Source organism: Geotoga petraea (assembly GCF_900102615.1).
GTDB lineage: Bacteria > Thermotogota > Thermotogae > Petrotogales > Petrotogaceae > Geotoga > Geotoga petraea.
The window spans coordinates 185,822-209,385 of sequence record NZ_FMYV01000001.1 but is presented as its reverse complement, the minus strand read 5'-3'; the positions used below and the strand labels follow the sequence as shown (position 1 = coordinate 209,385).

21 protein-coding genes, 2 tRNA genes and 1 other annotated feature are annotated in these 23,564 nt (G+C 29.1%); of the genes, 9 read left to right on the top strand and 14 right to left on the bottom strand.

Annotated features, from left to right (window positions below):
• Nucleotides 1–89: 89 nt before the first annotated feature.
• From rpoB to BLS00_RS00880, 10 genes are all read right to left on the bottom strand, one after another.
• A complete protein-coding gene (gene rpoB / locus BLS00_RS00925) occupies nt 90–3,653 on the bottom strand; it encodes a DNA-directed RNA polymerase subunit beta (RefSeq protein ID WP_091401972.1) in 3,564 nt (1,187 codons plus the stop codon).
• A 160-nt stretch (nt 3,654–3,813) separates the two neighbouring features.
• A complete protein-coding gene (rplL, locus tag BLS00_RS00920; RefSeq protein WP_091401971.1) occupies nt 3,814–4,197 on the bottom strand; it encodes a 50S ribosomal protein L7/L12 in 384 nt (127 codons plus the stop codon).
• 20 nt (nt 4,198–4,217) lie between these two features.
• Complete coding sequence (rplJ, locus tag BLS00_RS00915) at nt 4,218–4,757, bottom strand: 50S ribosomal protein L10 (protein ID WP_091401970.1); 540 nt, start codon at nt 4,755–4,757, stop codon at nt 4,218–4,220.
• Between the two features lie 10 nt (nt 4,758–4,767).
• Nucleotides 4,768–4,913: a sequence feature (ribosomal protein L10 leader region), on the bottom strand.
• A gap of 6 nt (nt 4,914–4,919) precedes the next feature.
• On the bottom strand, nt 4,920–5,621 hold the full coding sequence (rplA, locus tag BLS00_RS00910) for a 50S ribosomal protein L1 (protein ID WP_135402557.1): 702 nt from the start codon (nt 5,619–5,621) through the stop codon (nt 4,920–4,922).
• A 16-nt stretch (nt 5,622–5,637) separates the two neighbouring features.
• Nucleotides 5,638–6,066, bottom strand: coding sequence for a 50S ribosomal protein L11 (rplK, locus tag BLS00_RS00905; RefSeq protein ID WP_091401968.1), 429 nt, complete (start codon nt 6,064–6,066; stop codon nt 5,638–5,640).
• A 111-nt stretch (nt 6,067–6,177) separates the two neighbouring features.
• Nucleotides 6,178–7,245 carry a transcription termination/antitermination NusG family protein gene (locus tag BLS00_RS00900; RefSeq protein WP_091401967.1) on the bottom strand — a complete coding sequence of 356 codons (1,068 nt, stop codon included), beginning with the start codon at nt 7,243–7,245 and terminating at the stop codon, nt 6,178–6,180.
• A 21-nt stretch (nt 7,246–7,266) separates the two neighbouring features.
• Nucleotides 7,267–7,494, bottom strand: coding sequence for a preprotein translocase subunit SecE (gene secE, locus BLS00_RS00895; protein ID WP_091401966.1), 228 nt, complete (start codon nt 7,492–7,494; stop codon nt 7,267–7,269).
• A 78-nt stretch (nt 7,495–7,572) separates the two neighbouring features.
• Nucleotides 7,573–7,737: a 50S ribosomal protein L33 gene (gene rpmG, locus BLS00_RS00890; RefSeq protein WP_091401965.1), complete on the bottom strand. Its 165-nt coding sequence runs from the start codon at nt 7,735–7,737 to the stop codon at nt 7,573–7,575.
• Nucleotides 7,738–7,766: 29 nt separating this feature from the next.
• A tRNA-Tyr gene (locus BLS00_RS00885) sits at nt 7,767–7,853 on the bottom strand.
• A gap of 7 nt (nt 7,854–7,860) precedes the next feature.
• Nucleotides 7,861–7,936 (bottom strand) — tRNA-Thr (locus BLS00_RS00880).
• Between the two features lie 302 nt (nt 7,937–8,238).
• Here BLS00_RS00880 and BLS00_RS00875 point away from each other — a divergent pair.
• From BLS00_RS00875 to BLS00_RS00835, 9 genes are read left to right on the top strand one after another with little or no spacing between them, the layout of a single operon-like run.
• Nucleotides 8,239–10,734, top strand: a complete 2,496-nt coding sequence (locus tag BLS00_RS00875) for an ATP-dependent Clp protease ATP-binding subunit (protein WP_091401964.1) — start codon at nt 8,239–8,241, stop codon at nt 10,732–10,734.
• Complete coding sequence (locus BLS00_RS00870; RefSeq protein ID WP_091401963.1) at nt 10,731–12,092, top strand: ATPase domain-containing protein; 1,362 nt, start codon at nt 10,731–10,733, stop codon at nt 12,090–12,092. The genes BLS00_RS00875 and BLS00_RS00870 overlap by 4 nt, the downstream gene beginning before the upstream one ends.
• The gene (gene disA / locus BLS00_RS00865) at nt 12,085–13,176 is read left to right on the top strand and encodes a DNA integrity scanning diadenylate cyclase DisA (protein WP_091401962.1); all 1,092 of its coding nucleotides are present in this window, start codon (nt 12,085–12,087) and stop codon (nt 13,174–13,176) included. Before BLS00_RS00870 ends, disA begins: the two co-directional genes overlap by 8 nt.
• On the top strand, nt 13,173–13,628 hold the full coding sequence (smpB, locus tag BLS00_RS00860) for an SsrA-binding protein SmpB (protein ID WP_375338209.1): 456 nt from the start codon (nt 13,173–13,175) through the stop codon (nt 13,626–13,628). The genes disA and smpB overlap by 4 nt, the downstream gene beginning before the upstream one ends.
• Nucleotides 13,629–13,639: 11 nt before the next feature.
• Nucleotides 13,640–14,551 carry an ABC transporter ATP-binding protein gene (locus BLS00_RS00855; protein WP_244885722.1) on the top strand — a complete coding sequence of 304 codons (912 nt, stop codon included), beginning with the start codon at nt 13,640–13,642 and terminating at the stop codon, nt 14,549–14,551.
• On the top strand, nt 14,548–15,234 hold the full coding sequence (locus BLS00_RS00850; protein WP_240724313.1) for a pseudouridine synthase: 687 nt from the start codon (nt 14,548–14,550) through the stop codon (nt 15,232–15,234). The genes BLS00_RS00855 and BLS00_RS00850 overlap by 4 nt, the downstream gene beginning before the upstream one ends.
• Nucleotides 15,235–15,247: 13 nt before the next feature.
• Nucleotides 15,248–17,047: a ribosomal protection-like ABC-F family protein gene (gene abc-f, locus BLS00_RS00845; RefSeq protein ID WP_091401957.1), complete on the top strand. Its 1,800-nt coding sequence runs from the start codon at nt 15,248–15,250 to the stop codon at nt 17,045–17,047.
• Nucleotides 17,048–17,049: 2 nt separating this feature from the next.
• Nucleotides 17,050–19,005 carry a glycoside hydrolase family 13 protein gene (locus tag BLS00_RS00840; RefSeq protein WP_091401955.1) on the top strand — a complete coding sequence of 652 codons (1,956 nt, stop codon included), beginning with the start codon at nt 17,050–17,052 and terminating at the stop codon, nt 19,003–19,005.
• A 47-nt stretch (nt 19,006–19,052) separates the two neighbouring features.
• A complete protein-coding gene (locus tag BLS00_RS00835; protein ID WP_091401953.1) occupies nt 19,053–19,352 on the top strand; it encodes an STAS domain-containing protein in 300 nt (99 codons plus the stop codon).
• A gap of 16 nt (nt 19,353–19,368) precedes the next feature.
• On the opposite strand, the gene BLS00_RS00830 is transcribed toward BLS00_RS00835, so the two are convergent.
• The 4 genes from BLS00_RS00830 to BLS00_RS00815 form a co-directional block, all read right to left on the bottom strand.
• Nucleotides 19,369–21,111, bottom strand: coding sequence for an LVIVD repeat-containing protein (locus BLS00_RS00830; protein ID WP_091401951.1), 1,743 nt, complete (start codon nt 21,109–21,111; stop codon nt 19,369–19,371).
• Nucleotides 21,112–21,155: 44 nt separating this feature from the next.
• Nucleotides 21,156–21,590 carry a flagellar export chaperone FliS gene (fliS, locus tag BLS00_RS00825; protein WP_091401949.1) on the bottom strand — a complete coding sequence of 145 codons (435 nt, stop codon included), beginning with the start codon at nt 21,588–21,590 and terminating at the stop codon, nt 21,156–21,158.
• A gap of 13 nt (nt 21,591–21,603) precedes the next feature.
• Entirely contained in the window at nt 21,604–22,215 is a 612-nt protein-coding gene (locus tag BLS00_RS00820; RefSeq protein ID WP_091401947.1) for a DUF8042 domain-containing protein, read from the bottom strand.
• A gap of 67 nt (nt 22,216–22,282) precedes the next feature.
• Nucleotides 22,283–23,563: a hypothetical protein gene (locus BLS00_RS00815; protein WP_091401945.1), complete on the bottom strand. Its 1,281-nt coding sequence runs from the start codon at nt 23,561–23,563 to the stop codon at nt 22,283–22,285.
• Between the last annotated feature and the right edge of the window lies 1 nt (nt 23,564).

Here is a 23,564-nt window from a genome sequence, read left to right as displayed (position 1 = left end):
TCTCTTCCCTCCTTGAGGGTTTTTATTCATATATTATAATTTATATAAATAGTTGCCATAGAAAAGTCCATGGCAACTTATTGAATTTTTTAAAGTTTATCAACGTCTAGTTCATTACCCTCTTCATCAAATAATTTAACATCTAACATAAGTCCTTGTAATTCTTTAACCAAAACTTTAAAGCTTTCTGGAATCCCAGGTTCCGGTAGATTTTCACCTTTTAATATTGCTTTATAGACTTCATTTCTACCTCTGATATCATCAGATTTATACGTTAACATTTCTGTTAAAGTATGTGCGGCACCATATGCTTCTAAAGCCCAAACTTCCATTTCTCCGAATCTTTGTCCACCAAAATGGGCTTTACCACCCAATGGTTGTTGATGAATTAAAGAGTAAGGGCCGGTAGCTCTTGCATGTAATTTATCTTTAGCTATATGAGATAATCTGAGCATATACATATAGCCTATATCAACAGGAGAATCCAATGGTTCCCCATTTCTACCATCTCTTAATACTACTTTTCCAGTGATATCATCATCTGTTTCGCCTAAATCTATTCCCAGTTCTTTCCTTTTTCTATGTAATTCATTCATTATTTCTTCTTCAGAAGCCCCATCAAAAATAGGTGTAGCATATACATTTCCAGTTAATTTTGATAACCATCCAAGATGCAATTCTAATACTTGTCCTATATTCATACGTGAAGGAACACCCAAAGGAGATAACATCATTTGTACAGGAGTTCCATCAGGCAGAAAAGGCATATCTTCTTTATGTAATATGTTAGAAACAACACCTTTATTACCATGTCTTCCAGCCAATTTATCCCCAGCTAAAAGTGGCTTTTTAGTTGCTATATAAACTTTTACGTATTTATTTACCCCTATATCTAAATTAGGTATGTCCCTTCTATCAAAAACTTGTACATCAAGAACTCTTCCTTCAATACCATGTGGCAAGGTTAAAGATGAGTCTTTTACATCTCTACCTCTATCTCCAAATACTGATTTTATCAATTTTTCTTCTGGTGACGTTTCTGACTCTCCTCTTGGAGTTACTTTACCAACAAGTATATCTCCAGACGAAACATAAGAACCTACTCTAACTATTCCATCTTCATCTAAGTTTCTTAATAGCTCTTTTTTAACATTTGGAATATCTGCCGTTATTTCTTCAGGTCCTAATTGTGTATCCATAGATTTTGTTTCATAAACTTCTATATGGATTGAAGTAAATTTATCCTTTTCTAATAACTCTTCAGAAACAACGATAGCATCCTCAAAATTATATCCTTCCCATGGAACAAATGCCACGAGTATATTCTGGCCTAAAGCCAATTCACCCATGTCTGTAGATGGGCCATCTGCTAAAACAGACCCTTCTTCTACTTTCTCTCCCGGAACAACTATAGGTCTTTGATTTATACAGCTATCTTGGTTTGATCTTGTATATTTAACAACTCTATATTCATCGAAAACTTTTTCGCCATTTTCATCTGTTATGTATTCATCTTTTTCATCAGTTCTTGCTATTACAATATGCTTACCATCTACACTCTCAACAATACCTTTATGTTTTGCTAAAATTAAATAACCTGAATCCCTTGCTGCCAACCATTCTACACCTGTTCCTACATAAGGAGCGTCAGGATACAAAACTGGTACAGCTTGTCTTTGCATATTAGAACCCATTAATGCCCTATTAGCATCATCATGTTCTAAAAACGGTATTAACGATGCAGAAACTGAAGCTATCTGTTTTGGAGTAACAGCTATGTATTCAACTTCATCTCTATGATAAAAAGAAACTTTTCCTTGATATCTACATTCTACAAATTCTGAAGTTAAATTTTTATTTTTATCTTTATCAGCTGAAGCAGATGCAATTTTATAATTTTCCTCTTCATCAGCAGATAGATAAATTATCTTATCATCAAAAACCTTACCTTTTTTTACTCTAAAATAAGGCGATTTTAAAAATCCATATTCATCAGTTTTGGCGAGTATAGCTAATGACGTAATAAGACCTATATTAGCTCCTTCAGGAGTTTCAATAGGACACATTCTTCCGTAATGCGAATGATGAACATCACGAACTTCGAATTTGGCATGCTCTCTTTTCAAACCGCCAGGTCCTATTGCTGAAAGTCTTCTTTTATGAGTTAATTCGGATAAAGGATTTATTTGATCCATAAATTGACTCAACTGAGAAGTGGCAAAAAATTGGTGGAATGCAGTCATTATAGCTCTTGAATTTATTAATGATTGAGGGTTTATCTTATTAAGTGTTTGCGACATAGCAACTTTTTCAGGAATATGTTGTATCATTTTTGAGAAAGCTTTTTCAAATTCAAGCTGCATTAATTCACCTACAGATCTAACTCTTTTATTTCCAAGATGGTCTCTTGTATCTAAAAGTTCAGAATTTTCTTCTAATTCCAATAGATGTCTTGCAGATAAAATAATGTCTATGGTTTCTATAGCCATTGATTCTACTGGATATTTTAAATTGTTTAATTCATCTTCAGATAAATCTCTGTTTTCTACTTCTTTAATATATTTGTAGTATTCTTCTTTTAAGCTTGTTATTACTTTTTGCCTTCCAATTTCAGAAAAATCAAACTTTTCTGTATTGAAATACATTTCATCAATTTCTTCTTTTGCCTTTTGACCTCTTGGTATTTCTGAGGGTCTTAACTTTATAAACATTTCTTTGTAAGCTTCTAATGAAGTTAAGTTGCCTTCTTTTTCATATCTTTTTTTCATCTTATCTAAAGTCAATTGTGCAACTTTATGAGAAACTTTTACTTCTTCTATTCCATAATTATTTAATAATTCTTTTGCTTCTGATAATTTCATTCCTCTAATCGTAGTTCTAGCAGGTTCCATCTCTTCTAATTCTTTAAAATGATGGTCAGATAAAACTGTACAATCAGCATAATTTTCTACATCGAATTCATCATCTAATGAAATTTTCTTTGGAAATAAATCTAATATATCCAAATCATTTTCATATCCTAACGCTTTCAAAAATAAGAAAAAATTAAATTTTCTTTTTCTGTCTATTCTTACTTGTAAAACTTCTTTACCTGGATTTGGATTAAAAATTATTTCTAACCATGCCCCTTTTACAGGTAAAAAATGAGCAATAAACATCTCTTTATTTGAATCTTTTTCTTCTTCTTTAACAAAATAAATTCCTGGAGATCTCACCAATTGGTTAACAACAACTCTTTCAGCACCATTAATTATAAAAACAGCTCTATCAGTCATATATGGTACATTACAAAGAAAAACATCTTCTTTTTCTAATGTTTCACCTGTTGATGTGTCAGTCAATTGTACTGTTAAAAAAGTTCTGCCAGAATAAGTAAGGTTTTTTGCCTTACATTCATCTTCACTCATGATTGGATCTTCATGTTTTACATCTGTGAAGTCCAATAAAATTTCTTTAGTCTTTTTTGAAGAGGTTTTCACAGGAATAGTTAAAGGCATGAATTTTTTAATTGTCTCTTTCAATCTGTGCTTTAAAAATTCATCAAATGAAGACTTTTGAATCTTGATTAAATCATCATACATTCTAAAATCTTCATGTACTTTCCCGAAAAAATCTCTTTCTCTTTTTCCCACTTTTAATGTGCGGGTGTTCAATGGAATCACCTCGGCTTTAAAAAATATATATGTAAAATGTTACAAATTTTTTCTATTTTATTGCAAAGCAAAACCGCATCAGACTAAAAAGTCCAATGCGGATACAATTTTATCATTATTATCTAAAATTTTTATTAACGAAATCAATGTTTTAAGTTAATTATTTGAGTTCTACTTCTGCTCCAGCTTCTTCTAATTTTTTCTTGATTTCTTCAGCTTCGTCTTTTGGTGCTGCTTCTTTAATCACTGCATCAGGAGTTCCAGCTTTTTCTACTAAATCTTTAGCTTCTTTTAATCCCAATCCTGTAATTTCTCTAACTACTTTTATTACGCCGATTTTTTTAGCTCCAAAGCTTTTTAGAACAACTGAAAAATCTGTTTTTTCTTCTTCAACTGCTCCTGCTGCTGCTCCTGCTCCCGGCATAGCTGCCATTACTGGTGCTGATGCTGATACTCCAAATTCTTCTTCCAATGCTTCCACTAATTCTGCTAAATCAGAAACTGTCATTTCTTTAATTGCTTGAATTAATTCATCTTTTGTCATTTAAAGACACCTCCGAAAATTTATGATTTTTCATCTTTTATAGAATTTAAAACATTAATAAAGTTTCTTATTGAACCTGATAATACATTAACTAAGCCTGAAATAGGGGCGTTTATGCCACGCACAAACATAGTAATAAGTTCTTCTCTCGAAGGTAATTTTGAAAGCTCTTCTGCCCTTTCAGCATCAAATATTTTACCCTCAAGTACTCCACCTTTTATAGCGGGTAATTCATTATGATCTTTTGCAAAATCAGTTAATACTTTTAACCCTGAAATGGGATCTCCTTCTTTAATATAAAAAATAGCTGTTGACCCCTCTAAAAATGTTTCATAATCTTCTAAATTCATTCCCGCTTGCTTTATGGCTGTTTTTAACAAAGAATTTCTCATTACTTTATAAAAAGCTTTATCTCCATATTCTTTAAACAATCGTTGCCTTAATTCATTGGATTCATCCACTCCCAATCCTTTGAAATCAGTGAAAACAATTATTGGAGAATCATTAAAAGCTTCAACAAATTCTTTTACTAATTCTGTTTTTTGAGCTCTAGTTAGCAAAAACGTACACCTCCTTAAATAAAAAACACGGCACTAGGCCGTGGTTAGAACAATAATGTTTATAAAAACATCATCGTTATTTTATCCACGTACCTAAGCAGGCTTATTTAATCACTCTCGTGAACCTACCGTCTCTGGTACAATATTTATTTTTCTAAGTTATTATACAACAGGAAATTCGTTTATGTCAAGTCTTACTCCTGGACCCATTGTAGGAGCAACTACAACTTTTTTAAAGAATTTACCTTTTGTTGTTTGAGGTTTCAATTTAGATAATTGTTCCATTCCTGATTTGATATTTTCAACTAATTTTGAATTATCAAAAGAAACCTTACCAGCAGGGAAATGCACATTTCCACTTTTATCATTTCTTACTTCAACTTTTCCTGCTTTGAATTCTTTTACTGCTTTTTCTATATCTTCAGTCACAGTTCCTGCTTTAGGTGATGGCATTAAACCTTTAGGCCCCAAAACTCTACCTAATTTACCAACTTTTTTCATCATGTTTGGTGTTGCAATAGCAATATCAAAATCTGACCAATTTTGATTATTTATTTTTTCAATAAGTTCATCATCACCAGCAAAATCTGCTCCTGCTTCTTTAGCTTTTTCTGCTAAATCACCTTCAGCAAATACTAAAACTTTTACGTCTTTACCTGTTCCATGAGGTAAAGAAACTGTATTCCTAACATTTTGATCGCTTTTCTTCGAATCTATTCCTAATTGAACATGAATTTCAACAGTTCCATCAAATTTAGTATAAGAAACTTTTTTAACCAAATCTACTGCTTCTTCAATAGAATAGGTCTTTTCTGCATCAATATTTTTTTTAGCTTCTAAATATTTTTTCCCTCTTGCCATTATAATTACCCCCTCTCTTTTATCCTTCTACTACTTCGATACCCATATTTCTACAAGTACCTTGGATTATTTTCATCGCAGCTTCAATTGTCATAGCATTCAAGTCCGGCATTTTTGTTTCTGCTATTTCTTTTACCTGGCTCTTTTTGATTTTACCAACTATTTCTTTACCAGGATTGTTAGCAGCAGATTTTACACCAGCAGCTTGTTTGATCAAAAATGAAGCTGGAGGGGTTTTTACATTAAATGTAAACGATCTATCCTCGTACACTGTAATTTCAACTGGTAAGAGTTGTCCTGCCTTATCAGCAGTTTCAGCATTAAACCTTTTACAAAATTCCATCAAGTTTACTCCAACTTGTCCCAACGCAGGTCCTACCGGAGGGGCAGGAGTAGCTTTAGCAGCTTGCAACTGTAACTTCAAAATTCTTGATACTTTTTTAGCCATATAATTTACCTCCTTGTGGTTATAGCGGGATAACCCTCCCACAGTATTCACAAAATTATTTTAAACCATTATTATTAATTGGAAAAGAATATAAAGTTAATATTTTTATTCTCAATCCACAATCTTTTCTATTTCAGTTAAACCCAATTCAACTTCAGTTTCTCTACCAAACATAGAAACAGAAACTTTTACTTCTTGTTTTTCCAAGTCTATTGACTTAATCTTACCAGTAAAAAATTCAAATGGACCGCTGATTATTTTCACATGTTCTCCTAATTCATAATCAGTTCTAATTTCTTTTCTTGGTTTAGCTGAATCATATTCTTCTTCACCAATAAGTCTTAAAATAACCCTGATCTCTTTTCTCTTTAACTTTAAAGGCCTTCCGCCAACATTTAAAAAGGAAGAAACATAAGGAATATTGACTATCATTTTCTCGACTTCTTTTACGTGCATCATTTCAATAAAAATATAACCCGGAAAAAGTTTTTTTCTGGATGTTTTAATGATCCTTATTTCTTTTCTAAGAGGCATATCTTTTATATCAACTCTACCTGAAGATTTAGACTTGAACTCTTTTCCTGAAGCTATTGCTTCACCTTCGCTAACTTCAACCCCGGTTTTATAAGTCCTTGAATCAAAGAGTTTTACAGGAACAATATAAACATCTTCTTCTGAATTACTGTTTTCAACAATAATTCTTTTTACTTTTTCTACCGTGCCTATTTCGCCTTCTACATCACATTCATAAGAACCATCATTTGTAAAAGGCATACCAGGTTTAACCGTCTTACCAATTCTTAACCCAGATAATACTTTTGCACTTTCTGGTATTAAAAATGTTTTTGAATACTTTTTACCTTTGGTTTCTACTATTATTCTTCTGTAGTTTTTCATTTCTTTTATAACTCCAGAATGTTTAATAGTTGTTTCAGGATTTTTAGCTATAATATCGCCTTTTTTTACATCTTTTCCTTTTTTAACATATATTGTAGAATCTTGACTAACAAATATTTTTTCAACTTTTCTATTAGAATAATCTAGTTCCTCTATTTCAGGAACTATTATTCTCCCTATATAACGATCGAGATCCAAAACTTTGGATTTCTCAATTATTAATTCTTTTACTTTGTTTTCCATCCCTGAAAAAGCTTGTAATACGTACCATTCTTTTCTCATATTATATCACCGACTTTTTTATTATTGACTTGGTGTAGAAGTACCAGCTAACCCTCCCAAGAATATAGGGTATACAAGTTTTGTGAATGCATTGAGTAAACCAAAGTCAATTGCAAAAAGGTATACAGCAACGAAAGCTATAATGATAAGAACTATCCCTGTTGATTTAAATAAGTTTTTCCTTGATGGCCAACTTACTTTTTTAGCTTCTTGCCATACCGAACTCAAAAAGATCCAGAATTTTGACATAATTAGTACCTCCTGTAAAATAAGTTTCTTTAAAGAAATAAAGCCCTCCTGTAGAAGAAGGGCTTTTTTATTTTCTTATTATAATTTTGCTTCTTTATGCAAAGTATGTTTTCCACATTTTGGACAATATTTTTTTAGCTCAATTTTTTCTTTAATTGTTTTATTCTTCTTTTTGTAATAGTTTTTAGTGCCACATTCTTCACATTTTAAAGAAAAGTTAATTACTTGACTTTTTGTAGCCATTTGTTTCACCTCTCAATGGTATAAAATTATGGTGGTGAGAGAAGGATTTGAACCTTCGAAAGCAATCTGCTAGCGGATTTACAGTCCGCCCCCTTTGGCCACTCGGGCATCTCACCACTTTTATGGAGCCGACGAAGGGACTTGAACCCCCAACCTGCTGATTACAAGTCAGCCGCTCTGCCAGTTGAGCTACATCGGCATCACATGTTTTATTATTCTCTTCGACAACCGTGAATGATTATATCAAACGACAAGACTGTTGTCAATTGCATTTACGTTAACAAATAATTAAATTAAATACAAAATTGAAAATACATTACAAAAAACTCACCCTTGTTCTTATTATATCATTAATCTTTTTTTAATTAAAATAAGATAATATTTATCTGATATAATTAAAGATGTATTTCTTTAAATATTTTTTTGTTTTCATACGTTTTCATGATAAAATATAAATGAGGTAAATTATTTTAATTCCCTCGTTTTGGAGGTGTGTATTATATGTTTGATAATTTTACAGAAAGAGCTGCAAAAGTATTCATAGAAGCTCAAAATGATGCAAAAGATATGGGGCACCCATATGTTGGCACTGAACACATTCTTTTAGGCCTTTTGAAAGTCAAAGGAAAATATCTTGACATAATATTCGGTGATTTCAATATTTCTTATAATAGGATGAAAGCTGAAATAACAAATGTTGTAGGGACCAACTCATCTCAAGGAATTATTGGTTCTCCTCAGCCAACTCCTAGAGCAAAGAGAATAATTGAATTGGCTTATGACGAATCAGAACTTATGGGTTCTTCAAGAATTGATGCCGAACATCTTCTTTTAGCCATTTGTAGAGAGGCTGAAGGCATTGCTTCTCATATAATGAAAAGATTGGGGATTAATCTTCAAAATATGAGAAAACAACTTGCTGATATTATGATGAAAGGTGATATTAAACCTAATGAAGAATTAAAACAAAATAGCGAAGTTTCAGAAGAGAAAAAAAGGCAAAAACAAACAGCTTTAAGACAATTAGAAGATTTTGGTTCAGATCTTACAGAAAAAGCCAGAAAAAACAAATTGGATCCTGTAATTGGTAGAGAAGTTGAGATTACAAGACTTATGGAGATATTGGCAAGAAGAAAGAAAAATAACCCAGTATTAATTGGTGAAGCAGGAGTAGGAAAATCTGCCATAGTTGAAGGATTAGCAATGAGAATAGTTTCTGGTGATGTACCCGAGGTTTTAAAAACTAAAACAATTTTTGCTTTAGATATTACTTCGTTAGTAGCTGGAACAAAATACAGAGGCGAATTTGAAAAACGAATGAAAAAACTAATGCAAGTATTAGAAAAGACAGAAGATATAATAATATTCGTTGATGAACTTCATATGATTGTTGAAGCCGGTGCTGCTGAGGGATCTTCAATGGACGCCGCTAATGTATTAAAACCAGCTTTAGCAAATGGAACAATAACTGTCATTGGGTCAACAACTTCTAATGAATACAGAAAATTTATAGAAAAAGACCCTGCGTTAGAAAGAAGGTTCCAAAAAATATATGTAAATGAGCCTAATTTTGAAAGCGCAATAAATATTTTAAAAGGTATAAAAATTAAATATGAAGAACATCATAATGTTGAATACACAAAAGCAGCTTTAGAAAATGCGGTAAATTTATCTTTGAGATATATAACAGATAGATTTCTACCAGACAAAGCTATAGACATTATAGACGAAGCTGGAGCTAGGTCTAAATTAAAAGCATTAACACTACCAAATGATCTTAAGAAGAAAAATCAAGAAATAGAAGAACTTGAAGAAGAAAAAAATCTTATGATTTCTAAAAATAAATTTGATGAAGTTGAAGAACTTAACAAAAAAATAGAAGACCTAAGAAAGGATTACAAAGACAAATATTCTAAATGGAGAAAAAAGGCCGAAACTGAAAGAATAATTGTCACTGAACAAGATATTTCTGATGTTGTTTCTAACTGGACTGGCGTCCCTCTAAAAAGGCTTGAAAGTTCAGAAATGGAAAGGCTACTCAATCTTGAAGCTGTATTGCACGAGAGGGTTGTTGGCCAAGACGAAGCTATTGTATCGGTTTCAAAAGCCATAAGGAGATCAAGAAGTGGCCTAAAAGATCCTAAAAGGCCAAACGGTGTATTCATGTTCTTAGGCCCTACAGGAGTTGGTAAAACGGAACTTGCTAAAACATTAGCTGAATATTTATTTGGTGATGAAACTGCTCTTGTAAGGATTGATATGAGTGAATATATGGAAAAATTTAACGTTTCAAGATTAGTTGGAGCTCCCCCAGGTTATGTTGGTTATGATGAAGGAGGTCAGTTAACAGAAGTTGTAAGAAGGAAACCTTATTCAGTAATTTTATTAGATGAAATAGAAAAAGCCCATCCAGATGTCTTTAACATATTATTACAAATAATGGATGAAGGAAGACTGACTGACTCACAAGGAAGAACTGTTGATTTTAGAAATTCTATTATTATAATGACCTCAAACCTTGGGTCAGAACACATAAACAAGTCAAAAAGATCTTTGGGGTTTGTTGAAGGGGAAAACGAAGAATCAGAGTACAAAAGCATTAAAAGTGAGGTAGACTCTGCAATTAAAAAGGCTTTTAAACCTGAATTTATCAATAGATTAGATGATGTTGTTGTTTTCCATCCTTTAACAAAAGATAACATTAAAAACATTATTCAAATTCAGCTAGATGAGTTAAAGGAAAGGCTTAATGAAAAAAATATTGATATAAAAATAAAAGAAAAAGCCATTGAATTTATTCTGGATAAAGGATATGATAAAATTTTTGGTGCAAGGCCTTTAAAAAGAACCATTCAAAAATATATTGAAGATCCTCTTTCAGAAGAAATTTTAAAAGGTAGATTTGAAGAAATGGATAAGATTATCATTGATATTAAAAAAGATGAGTTGACTTTTAGAAAATCACCTGGTAGAAAGAAAAAGGTGGTTAAGACTTGAGCAAGAAAAAAGCAAAACAAAAATATTATGTTTGTAACGAATGCGGATATGAATCAGATAAATGGTTTGCTAAATGTCCAATATGTAATGAAATGGGATCCGCGGTGGAATTCACCGCGGATATTAATTATATGGATTCTTCAAATGATGATGAAATTAATAGTAATGAAATAACTTATTTAGATTCTAAAATTGAGGAACCTGAAAGATTAAAAATAAAATCAATTCAAATTAACAAAGCTCTCAACGATGGTTTAGTTAAAGGTGCTGTTTACTTACTGAGTGGTGAGCCTGGTATAGGTAAAAGCACATTGGTTTCTCAACTTTCTGATTCGGAAAACAGTGTTGTATATATTTCTGCTGAAGAATCAAAAAGTCAGGTAATGCAAAGGTTTAAAAGATTAGGAATAAACAACAAAAATATTGGTTTGATTTTTTCAAATTCACTGGAAGGCATTTTCAAGTCTATTTCTAAATTAAAAGAAAAACCCGAAATTCTTATTTTTGATTCTATACAGACTATTAAAAGCGATGACGTAGATTCTAACCCTGGAAGTGTTTTACAAGTAAAGGAAAGTACAAGAAAAATTGTAGAATATTCTAAACGAACTGAAACTTCATCACTTTTGATAGGTCATGTCACAAAAGAAGGTAATGTAGCAGGGCCAAAGTTGTTGGAACATGTTGTCGACTGTGTAATTTCTTTTGAACTTGAAAAAACTTCTGGGTTAAGAATGTTTAGAGTTAATAAAAATAGATATGGTCCAACTGACGAGATTGTTTTGATGGAAATGACTGAAAGAGGGCTTTATCCAATAAACGATTTAACCAATTATTTTTTATCAGATTATTCCAATGAGCCAGGAAATACATTGTCAATAATAAAAGAAGGTAACAAATTAATACCAATTGAAATTCAATCTTTAGTATCAAAACCCGTTTATGGATCTCCAAGAAGGGTGAGTTCTGGAATTAGCATTGATAAAGTATTTATGATTACAGCTGTATTATCTAAAAAATTAAAACTCCCTGTTGAATCAAAAGATATTTTTTTGAATACATCTGGAGGATTTAGAATATCCGATAGTTCCATAGATTCTGCTATTGCATTTACAATAATTTCATCTCTTTTTGAACAAACTTTAGATAAATCAACTATTTTTATAGGTGAAATAGGACTAGATGGAAAAATAAGGAACACTTCTCATATTGAAAAAAGAGTTGAAATGGCTAAAAAAATAGGAATAGAAAATATTTGCATATCTAAGAGAGCAAAAATAAATGGTAAGAACATAATTAAACTCGATAATATTTCAGATATTGTTAAAATGTTTAAAGGGGGACAATATTATGACTGATGAGGGCTTCAATAGGATTATGGACTTCTTAGCTCCTGGAAAACCGCTAAGAAAAGGTATTGATAGAATTATAGAGGCAAATTTAGGGGCTTTAATTTTTTTAGCGTCTAAGCCTGAACAATATTTAGAAAATGGTATTATTCAGTTGGGCTTCAATTTAAATTCTGACTTTTTACCTGAAAAAGTGTATGAATTAGCAAAGATGGATGGTGCAATCGTCCTCAATAGTGAGGCTAATAAAATTCTCTTTGCTAACGTACAACTTAATCCCGACAAAAATATAGCCAGTTCTCAGACTGGAATGAGACATAGAACTGCAGAAAAAATTTCAAATCAAACTGATGATTTAACCATAGCTGTTTCAAAAAGAAGAAATTCTGTTTCAGTTTTTTATAAGAAGAAGAAACACGAATTATTACCTGAAGGGATAATTTTTGAAAGGTTAAATCAAGAAATAACAATTGCTCAAAGGTATAAACAGTCTTTTTTTAACCAAATTGAATATTTAAATAACGAAGAATCAAGAAAGACCGTTTCTTTATCTGACGTTGCAGAAATTTTATCTAAAGGTTTGTTGACAATAAAAATTACACAAGGTGTTGACAAATATTTAAGTGAATTAGGAGAAATATCAGGAAGTGTAAAACTTGAATATGAAGAAATATTAAGATCTATTCCAAAATTTGTTGGGGCAATTATAATGGATTATCATATTGAGGACTTGAAATATCAAAAATCTGAAGATTCAATAGAAATATTCAAAGATATAAAATTAGATGATTTGGTAAATCTCTATACTATATCAAGAATGCTTGGATATGAGGTCTCTTCTGATGATGAACTTGAAGAAAGGAACATTGTCCCAAGGGGATACAGAATTTTATATTCAACAAAATTACCCCCTGTGGCAGTTAAAAATGTCGTTGAAAACTTTAAGAATTTACCAAATCTTATGGAGGCATCCTTTGAAGATCTAACAAATGTAACTGGAATAGGTAAAAGAAGAGCTGAAATAATTTTAGGAGCTCTCAATAGGAAGAAAAAAGAGAACGATTTTGAAGAAAAAGAGGTGAACAAACAATAATGAAAATAATTGTAAATAATAAAAAAGCAAGGCATGATTATTTTATAGAAGAAACTTATCAAGCTGGAATAGAGTTATTGGGATCAGAAGTAAAGTCCATTAAAGATGGAAGGATAAACCTCAAAGATTCTTATGCAAAAATAAAAAAAAATGAAATATTTCTATATAATGTAAACATTGCACCTTATAAGCAATCTGCAATGTTTAACCACGAACCTGAGAGACCACGAAAATTATTATTACATAAGAATGAAATTATAAAAATTAATCAAAAAATAAAGCAAGATAAATGTACAATTATACCTTTAAAGGTTTATGTAGATGATAGAGGTTTAATTAAAGTCGATATAGCTATAGCAAAAGGTAAGAAAAAATTTGATAAAAGAGAAACCATTGCAAAAAGAGACTTTGATAGAAAAATGAGAAAAGTCAAAAAATATGATAGGTTGTAAGGAGCATGATTATGAATGCAATAGAATTAAATAATTTATCCAAAAAATTTGGTAATTTTTATGCTGTTAAAGATGTTGACTTGACGATAAAAGAAGGAGAAATATTCGGTCTTCTTGGGCCTAATGGTGCTGGAAAATCTACTATTATGAAAATGATATCAACTTTGTTAAAACCTACTTTGGGTACCATAAAAATTAACGGTAACTTTATTAACAAAAACCTTTATAAAGTAAAAAAGTCCATATCATTGGTATCTGATTACAATGTTTTAGAAGATGATTTAACTCCAACTGAAAACTTAAAAATGTTTGCAGAAATTTCTAATATTAAAAATTATAAAGATACTTTAGACGATTTGATGAAAGATTTTGGACTTAATATTTATAAAAACAAGTTAACCAAACATCTTTCGTCTGGAAACAAACAAAAACTCAATATCGCCAGAGCTCTAATAAAAAAACCAAGCATATTGTTATTGGACGAACCTACAAATGCCATTGATGTAGAAACCAGTAGGTTTATTAGAGAATATATAATTGAAAACAACAAAAAATACAATACCACAATTATAATATCTTCACATTATATTTGGGAAGTAGAACAAATTTGCAATTCTATAGGAGTAATAGTTGATGGCAAAATAGCTTTTAAAGATAATACAGAAAATATATACGACAAATTTCAAAAATTAATGTCTATTTATGAAATTTTAATCCCAAAAGATAAATTTGAAGATATAGTTAAATATCTTGAAGGATTTAAAGATGAAATTTTATCTTTCAAAACTATATCAACTAAAAAAATTATCGTTGAATTAAAGAATAATGATTTTGTTTTTCCTGATTATGTTGAAAAGAGAAAAATAACACCTAATTTAGAAGATGTTTATTCTTATATAGTAAAAAAAGATAAGAAATTATGAGATTGGATAAATTTTTATCAAATGCAAAAATTGGAACAAGAAGCCAAGTTAAAAAATTAATCAACAAAGGAAAAGTAAAAGTTAATGGCAGTATTATTAAAAAAACTTCTTATAAAATAACTAAGAAGGATGAAGTTTTTTATAATGATGAAAGAATTATTCCTTATCATAATATATATATAATGTTGAATAAACCAAAAAACTATGTCTCAGCTACAGATGATAAATTTCATTCTATAGCAACAGATTTGATTGATCATCCTTATAAAAATGACCTTTCAATTGCTGGTAGACTTGATATAGATACAACTGGTTTAATTTTATTGTCAAATGATGGAGACTTTATACACAAAGTCATCTCACCAGAAAACAAAATTTTTAAAAAATATATAGTCGAATACAAAGGAAATATAACAGAAGACAAGATCAATAAACTAATTGAAGGAATTGACTTAGGAGACTTTATCACCAAACCTTCTAAGGTAAAAAAATTAAGCGATAATTTTTTACAAATAGAAATTTGTGAAGGCAAGTTTCATCAAATTAAAAGAATGATTGATTATATTGATTTAGAACTTGTAAATTTACACAGAAAAAGCATTGGTGATTTATCATTAGACGTTGATATTGGGGAATGGAGACTTCTAGACAATCAAGATATCGAAAAGATTTTTATGAAGTAAGAGGTGGAAAGATATGTTGCTAAGATTGGAAGATGTTTCACATAATTTTGCTGATCAAGATTTGTTCTATAACGTGAATCTATCAGTATACCCCGGAGATAGAATAGCTTTAATAGGGAAAAATGGATCAGGTAAAACAACTTTATTAAATATTATTTCTGATAAATTAGAGCCTACTGAAGGGAAATTACATAAAAACAACCAATTAAAAATAAACTTTTTAACACAGTTCAGAATGGATGATCCTCATATAAATTTATACGATTTTGTTAGAGAAGAAATAAAAGAAGATATAGATGAATTTATGTTGGAAAAAAGAGTCAGAAGCACTTTAGTTGGTGTAGGTTTTAAGGATGATGAATGGAATAGAAAAGTAAGTACTTTAAGTGGTGGAGAGTTAACAAGATTATCTCTTGGAAAGACTTTAGTAGGAACCCATAACTTATTATTATTGGATGAACCTACAAACCATCTTGACCTATACTCTATAAATTGGTTGAAAAACTATTTAAAAAATTACAAAGGTGCTATTATTCTTGTTTCTCATGACAGAGAATTTTTAAAAAGTCTTTGTAATAGATTTTGGGAAATCAACAGTTTCAAAGTTTGGGATTTCAAGGGAAATTACGAAAAATATTTATCTAATAGAGAAAATTTAATCAATTCAACTCAAGCTCAAAAAGAAAATCTTGAAAAAGAAATAAAGAGACTGGAAGATATGGTTCAAAGATATAGAAAATGGGGTACTGAAAAAATGGTTAAGCAGGCCATTATTAGAGAGAGAACTTTATCAAAATTAAAAGAAGATTATGAATCAATAAAAAATATAGAAAAAGAAAATTCAATAAAACTAAAGATACCAGAACCAAGGGAAACAGGGTATGAAGTTATCAATGTAAAAAATATATCTTTTTCATACTATGAGTCGCAACCTCTTTTAAAAGATATAAGCTTCAATTTAAAAGAAGGGGAAAAACTTTCAATTCTTGGTAAAAATGGATCTGGTAAAAGTACTTTATTAAAAATATTAACTGGTAAGATAAAAAATTATAAAGGAAAATTTGAATGGGGATACAATATAGATATAGGCTATATAGACCAAGTAATATCATCTTTTAACCAAGAAAACGATATTCTCACTGAAATGTGGTCTTTAGTTCCTGATTGGAAAGATTTTGAAGTAAGACGGTATATTGGAAAATTTGGATTTGTTCAAAACGATGTTTTTAAAGAAATCAATACAATATCTGGTGGAGAGTTAACAAGACTGGCTATAGCCAAAGTATTACTAAAGAAACCTAATGTTCTCATTTTAGACGAGCCAACAAATCACTTGGATATTCTAACTGTTGAAGTTCTTGAAGATACATTAAAAGAATTCAAAGGATCTATAATAATGGTATCTCATGATGAAGAACTTATAAGAAATATATCTGATAAATACATGCTAATAGAAAATGGAAAAAATTTAATAACAGATGACTTAAATAATATATTAACGAACATAAAAAATGATTCTTTTAAAATTAAAAAGAAAAATAAACCAAATAAAGACTATGAAAAAGAAAAGAAACTAAGGAATAGAATAAAATCGCTAAATTCAGAATTAGATAAACTTAGAAATGAAAGTGAGACACTTTTTTTAAAATTAGATAATTTAGAAAAAGAAATGATAGAAAGAGGCGATAACTATACTAAAGTGAAAGAATTAATGGATGAAAAAATAAAAATCGAAAAAAAGATAAATTATTACGAAATTAGAGAAGAACAAATTATTAAAGAATTAGCTGAAATAGAAAATTCGGAGGGGTAACTATGTATAACATACATTCTGATCAAACTATAAATTTTATGGATCCAACAGAGCCAGAAGTTGGTGACTTAGTAAAGATAAAGATAAGAGTTCCTAAAATATTGGGGCAAGTAAAAGGAAATGTTTTCTTTACCCCAGAAAAGAATTCTAAACGATATTCTCACGCTGAAATGATAAAAGAATATAGTACCAAATTTTTTAACTATTTCTCTTATAGCTTTAAAATGCCGAATAGAATAATGAGGTATCACTTTGAAATTAATAGTATAGATCAGAAAAAGAAAATAAAATATGATGCAATGGGCATTTGTGAGCATAGATCACTACATGATTTTATTTTAATACCTGATTTTAAAGTTCCTGAATGGTCTTATGGTCGAGTCTATTATCAAATATTTGTGGATAGATTTTATAATGGTGATAAAAACAATGATCCAGTAAATAATGAATATATTTATGACGGAAAACCTATAGTAAAAAAGGAATGGAATGAAATGCCTGACCACTTAAATGGACATAGAGAATTTTACGGTGGAGATTTACAGGGCGTTTTAGATAAAAAAGATTATTTAAAAGATTTGGGAATAGAAGCTATATATTTTAATCCACTTTTTGTAAGTCCTTCACCTCATAAATACGATACACAGGATTATTATAATATAGATCCCCATTTTGGAATTATAGAAGAAGATGTTGATGGGAAGGATAAATATAAAGTTAGAACAACGTCAAAAAAAAATCTTAATAAAAGCAACGAGCTTTTCAAGAATTTAGTAGATGCTTTTCATGAAGAAAACATCAAAATAATAATTGATGGTGTTTTCAATCATTGTGGTTCTTTCAATAAATGGATAGATGAGAAAAATCTCTATGGTGAAGGTGTTATGAATAATGAAGATTCCCCTTTTAAAAAGTACTTTTATTGGCATGGGGATTTTTATGAAGGTTGGTGGGGTTACGCAACTTTACCAAAGTTGAATTATGAAAATATGGATTTGTGGAATGAAATTGCTGATGTCGGAATAAAATGGACAAAAGAATATAACGTAGACGGTTGGAGGTTAGATGTAGCAGACGAGCTAGCTAAGGATTTTGAGACAAATTCATCTTTCTGGAATTTTTTTAGGAAAAAAGTCGAACAAAATTCACCAAATAAACTCATCTTTTCAGAAATATACAAGTCGCCGTTACCATGGTTGGAGAAAAAAAGTTGGCATACAATAATGAATTATATAACTGCAATGGACCCTATAAGTTATTTTTTAACAGGAGTCGAAAAACATAATGATAATTTCAGAAAAGATTTGTATCAAAACTCAGAATATTTCGTTTCAGCTGTAAACTGGGCTTTATCACAGCTTCCTATGAACAGTAAATATGCAGCTCTAAATCAATTAAGCAATCATGATCACTCCAGATGGTTAACAAGAACAACTCAAAAAGTTCAAAGATTAAAAGAAGGGAATCATGATGAAGCTTCAGCAGGTTATGATATAGATATTTTTAAAGTGGGATTATTGCTAATGTTTTTAATACCTGGTTCACCTGGGATTTATTATGGAGATGAAATAGGTCTATCAGGATTTACAGATCCCGATAATAGAAGGCCTTATCCTTGGGATAATATGAATGAATTGAATAAGCAAAATCTTGATTTTACAAAAAGTTTGGTTAAATTTTATAAAAGTTCTGATGTCTTTAAATACAGTAGCTTTAAATTTATACAATGGTTTGATGGCTATGTATCATTTGTTTTATGGAATGAAAAAGAATCTTACTTGGTATTGGTTAATTCAAATCATAAAAAAGAAATAAAAATACATCATAATTTAATTGGTGAGATAAGAAATCCAGAAATTGTTTTTCAAACAAGAAACGAAAATATAAATATAAAAAATGAAAACGAAATTTTGTCTTTAAACCTACCAGAAAAAATTGGAGTTGTTGTAAAAATATAATCTATGCTATAATATGATGGGTAAAATAATTTTCAGGAGGTTATAATATGAAAAAAGAAATTTTAGGAAATACAGGTAAAATTGTTCTCGATGGTAGAATTGACATAACAAACTCAAACGAATTGAAAGAAAAACTTTACGAATTAAAAGAAGCTGGTGTTAGAAAAATTATTCTTGATATGAGTAATTTGGAATACATTGACAGTAGTGGTTTAGGAAGGATTTTTTACTTTTTTGCAGATTATAAAAAAGAAAATGGTGTAATGGAAATACACAATATTAACAACCCAAATGTCAAAAAAGTGGTAGAAATTGTAAAATTAGATAAAATTATTACTATAAAATAATGGTGCTTAAGCACCATTATTTTTTTTGTAAATAAAAATTATTTGCGTTAAAAATTTGAAAGCTATCTATTAATTCTAATTCCAGATTATCGTTTATTTTAAAACGTTCAATACCATATGAAGAATGGGATATGTAAACCTCACCTTTAAAAATATCTATATCTACAATTGGGATTTTAAATTCGTATTCAGAAAATAGATTATTGATTTGTGTATTTAACAGTATGACCTTATTTTGAATAGTCATGTAAAAAATACCATTTTCAAAAACATAATTATCTGGATAGTAGGAGTAAGAAAAAAATTTTGTTGGATTATATTCTTTATCCAAATATTGTATTCCATATTCAGTCATTATAAAAATATTCCCTTTGTAAGCTTCTATAGATTTTATTTCATTAGCACTGTAAAATATTTTTTTCAGATTTTTAGTTAAAGGATCCATTTTGTACATATAATTTTGATCAGTTACATACGTTTCACCATTATAAGTCATAATATCTGTATAAAATCCATTCAAAATAACTTTTTCTTCGTCAAATGAAATTATACTTTTTTCAGACAATATCCATATTTTTTCATTATCATTTACTGTTTTATAAATTGGGATGCCAAAATTTTTTGTACTAATATTCTCGTTCTTAATTACAGAAACAGAGTCACCTTTATAAACAATCAAACCATCATCAACTTTTAATACTTTCCCTTCTATTTCTTTACTCCATTTTAAATTATATTTTCGATCAAAAAAATGAATTACCCCGCTATCTTCAACATAAATACCTTCTTCGTTTATATTAAAATTGTTGATATAAGATAAAACATTATGTTCGTAAATAATTTTTTCTTTTTTTAGATCAAAAATTTCAAATCCTTTTTCTTTTTTAGATATATATATTCTTTCGTTCTTATAGTTGATATTTGCTCTCAATAAATTATCCGAATGAATTAATTCTATATTTCCAGCATCGTACTTTTTCAAGCCTTCAGAATCTGTGAAATAGAAAATATCTCTTGATATAGGTGAAAGATCTCCTATTTGAAAGTTTAATTTGTACAAACTTTTGAAATTGATATTGTTAATTATACTTTGAATATCAAAAGCCAATAGTCCTAAAATATCATCTTTTATAAACAAAGTATTTTCATTTGTATAAATTTTAGATGGGGATATTAGAGAATTATAAGACGTGATTTCTTTTAAGCCATTGTCCACTATTTCATATACTTTTAAACCAAACTTAGGACCCAAGGCAAAAATATAGTCGTCCTTTTTTATTAAATCTATGACTATTCCATCAATCTTAATATGATGCAAAAATCTTATAAATATATCTTTATCCAATTCAAAAATTACTATTCCATTATTTCCATCTGCCAAATAAATATATTTATCATTTTTAACCAATGAAAGTGATTCACCATATGTTTTAAATGTGTTGACAAGTTCAATTTCAAAATCATCAGTGATTGAATAAATCTTCAAGCCTTCAGAATCAGTTAGGTATATTAATTTTTCATGTAACTCTATTTTATTTATATAGTTTCCTGTTGATATTTTTTTTATTATTTCATTCGTATTTAAATCGAATAAATAAAATCCTTCATAGCCACCATTTATAACCCCAAAATTATTTATATCTTCTGCAAGAACTTTATCAGGCTGAGATTTTGTTCCATTAAAAGAAATTGTTAAAAATATTAATAAAAGAATTACAGAAATTATTAGAAAGAGTATATTTTTAAATTTTATATTCATTTTTCTACTCCTTATAGTAATATAAAAGGGACTTTTTAAGTCCCTTATGTTTGAACATCAAACTTTGATTGATGAGAATTTTTATTTAAATCTTTTACTGTCTCATTTGCTTTTATCATTGCTTCTTTCCATGTTTCTAAAAGATCTTTTATCATTGTTTTAACTTCATCTAAGATGTCAACATCTTTTTTCAAATTAGCTTCTATAAGTCTTCTGTTCATGTAATTATATAAGGCTCTAAGATTTTGAGATATCTCTCCTCCAGCTTTTAAATCTAAAGAAACATTTAATTCTGTTATAATATCTTGCACTCTGATTATTTGTTTGTTTGCCTCTGAAAAATTTTTGTTCTTAATCATATTTTTTGATTTTTCTAATCTTTCAATAGAATTTTGGTATAACATTTCTACCAATTTTGCAGGGCTTGCAGTATTTACCGAATTTTCTAAATATTTTGATGAATTGGGATTCTCGTACATTTTATACCACCTCTTAATTTGATGTTTCGTTTAAAATTCTGTCAGCTTCTTTAAATCCTTTTTCAAAAATTTTAATTACTTCTGGAAGATCAAAATCTATTATATCTGATACTTCTAAATAATCCTGATCCTCTTGAGCTTTTACTATAGTAGTTACTACTTCTTTTATCTTCTCTAAATCTTCGTCTGTATAAAGTTTATCTTCAGTAAATTTTGTAACTTGGGATAAAATATTCAATAAAGCTTCAAAGCCCTCTGCTATACTGTTTAGCATTTTATGGCCTTCTTCAGTGTTCATCAATACTTCTTTTGATATATTTTCTAAATTCATTTCAAGTTTTTCAATATATTCAAATCCTTGGGTAATCAAATCCTTTAAAACATCTTTTTTAGAAGAAAACTCTAACTCTACAGTTTCTCCTCCTTCAAAAAAAGCACCTTTAATTTCATTATAATAATTTAAAGGAATTTCTTTCCCATTTATCTTTATATTTGTCAAAATACCACGTGTTTCATTAATGTAGCTTTGTACCATTGTATCAAAATTTTTATATTCTTCTTTTGGGATCTCTTTTTTCTCATTAATTATTCCTGATATAGATAAGTTTATATTTTCTTCACTCATATTAATCCTCCTTGGAAAGATTCATTATATTAATCGTCTAAAAAATTAAAGCCTTTAAAAAAAGGCTTTAATTGTTGATTTCTTTTTTTAAATTTCTACCTGTTAATTCAAATAATTTATTATACCATTTTTTGTAATCACTGATTTTTTTATCTTCTGAAACTTCATACAACTTTTCAAGTTCTTCTTCTAAATTGAGTTTGTAAAAGATTTTTTGTATCAAGTTAAAATTTTCATTTATAATTGATATACCATAAGCATTTATTATATTTAAAAGTATCTTTCTTTCTATTTCTACTTTTTCCGCATCTATATCATCGTAAACAAATTGCAAACTTTCTATTATACTTTTTCCTTCAATGATAAAATCATCTTCATCAATTATCTCATCTGAAATTAATTTATCCATATGTTCCATAAGTTCTTCCTCAATTTCATCGTATAATTCGTAGTTAACTTCTTCTGATTCGCTGTTATTAAAAATATGTGCATCATTTATAACCTGTCTTAATTCTTTTTCCAAAGAATCCATATCTTCAATTAAAAAATCAAGTTCTACTTTGGGCTTAAATTCAGAATCTTCATCATAAGAATTAGTTTTCACATAATAAATGTACTCGTTTAAATCATCTAATATTGTTCTGTGAACTTCTCTTTCAATAAATTCAAGTATATCAAAATCAAAGATATTAAAATATTTGTCTCTAATGTCTTTTATATCTTGAGATTTTATAACATTTATTTTTTCTATAATGTTGTTAGAAAATTGTGTCATATTTTCTATTATTGTTGGTAATATTTTTATCCTCAATTTATTTGTTTCATCTATCAAATCTGAATAAAATTTTTTTATTTTTTGTTCATTTGAAAGAGCCATCAAATCAAAATAATTATCATGACCATCAAAATTAACAATAATGTGATGTTCATATAAATCTTTTTCTAACTTTTTGATAAACAACATGACATTTCTTCCACTTTGATCAAAAGTATAGGCAATACTTTCTTTATTAATCAATTCATTGGTTACCTTTGTAAGCTCAGTAGATAAAAAAGAAAGCATTGACCTTTTGCCTGATTCCATAAATTCATTAATTCTCATGTAAGTTAAAATAAGAGGTATGTATTCTATCTCTATACTTAGTTTATCTTCACTTTCATTTGTTAACAAATTAAATTCATCATCAAACCATTTGTAATTCCCTGACTTAAAATCTACAGAATAAGAATAATTTTCATAGATTTCTATAGTGTTTTTTGAATCTTCATATTCGTCAAAAAATAATTGTTCTACCGATTTTGGCTTGATTTTTAAATTTGTATTATTAAGGCCTTTTAAAAAAGCCAAT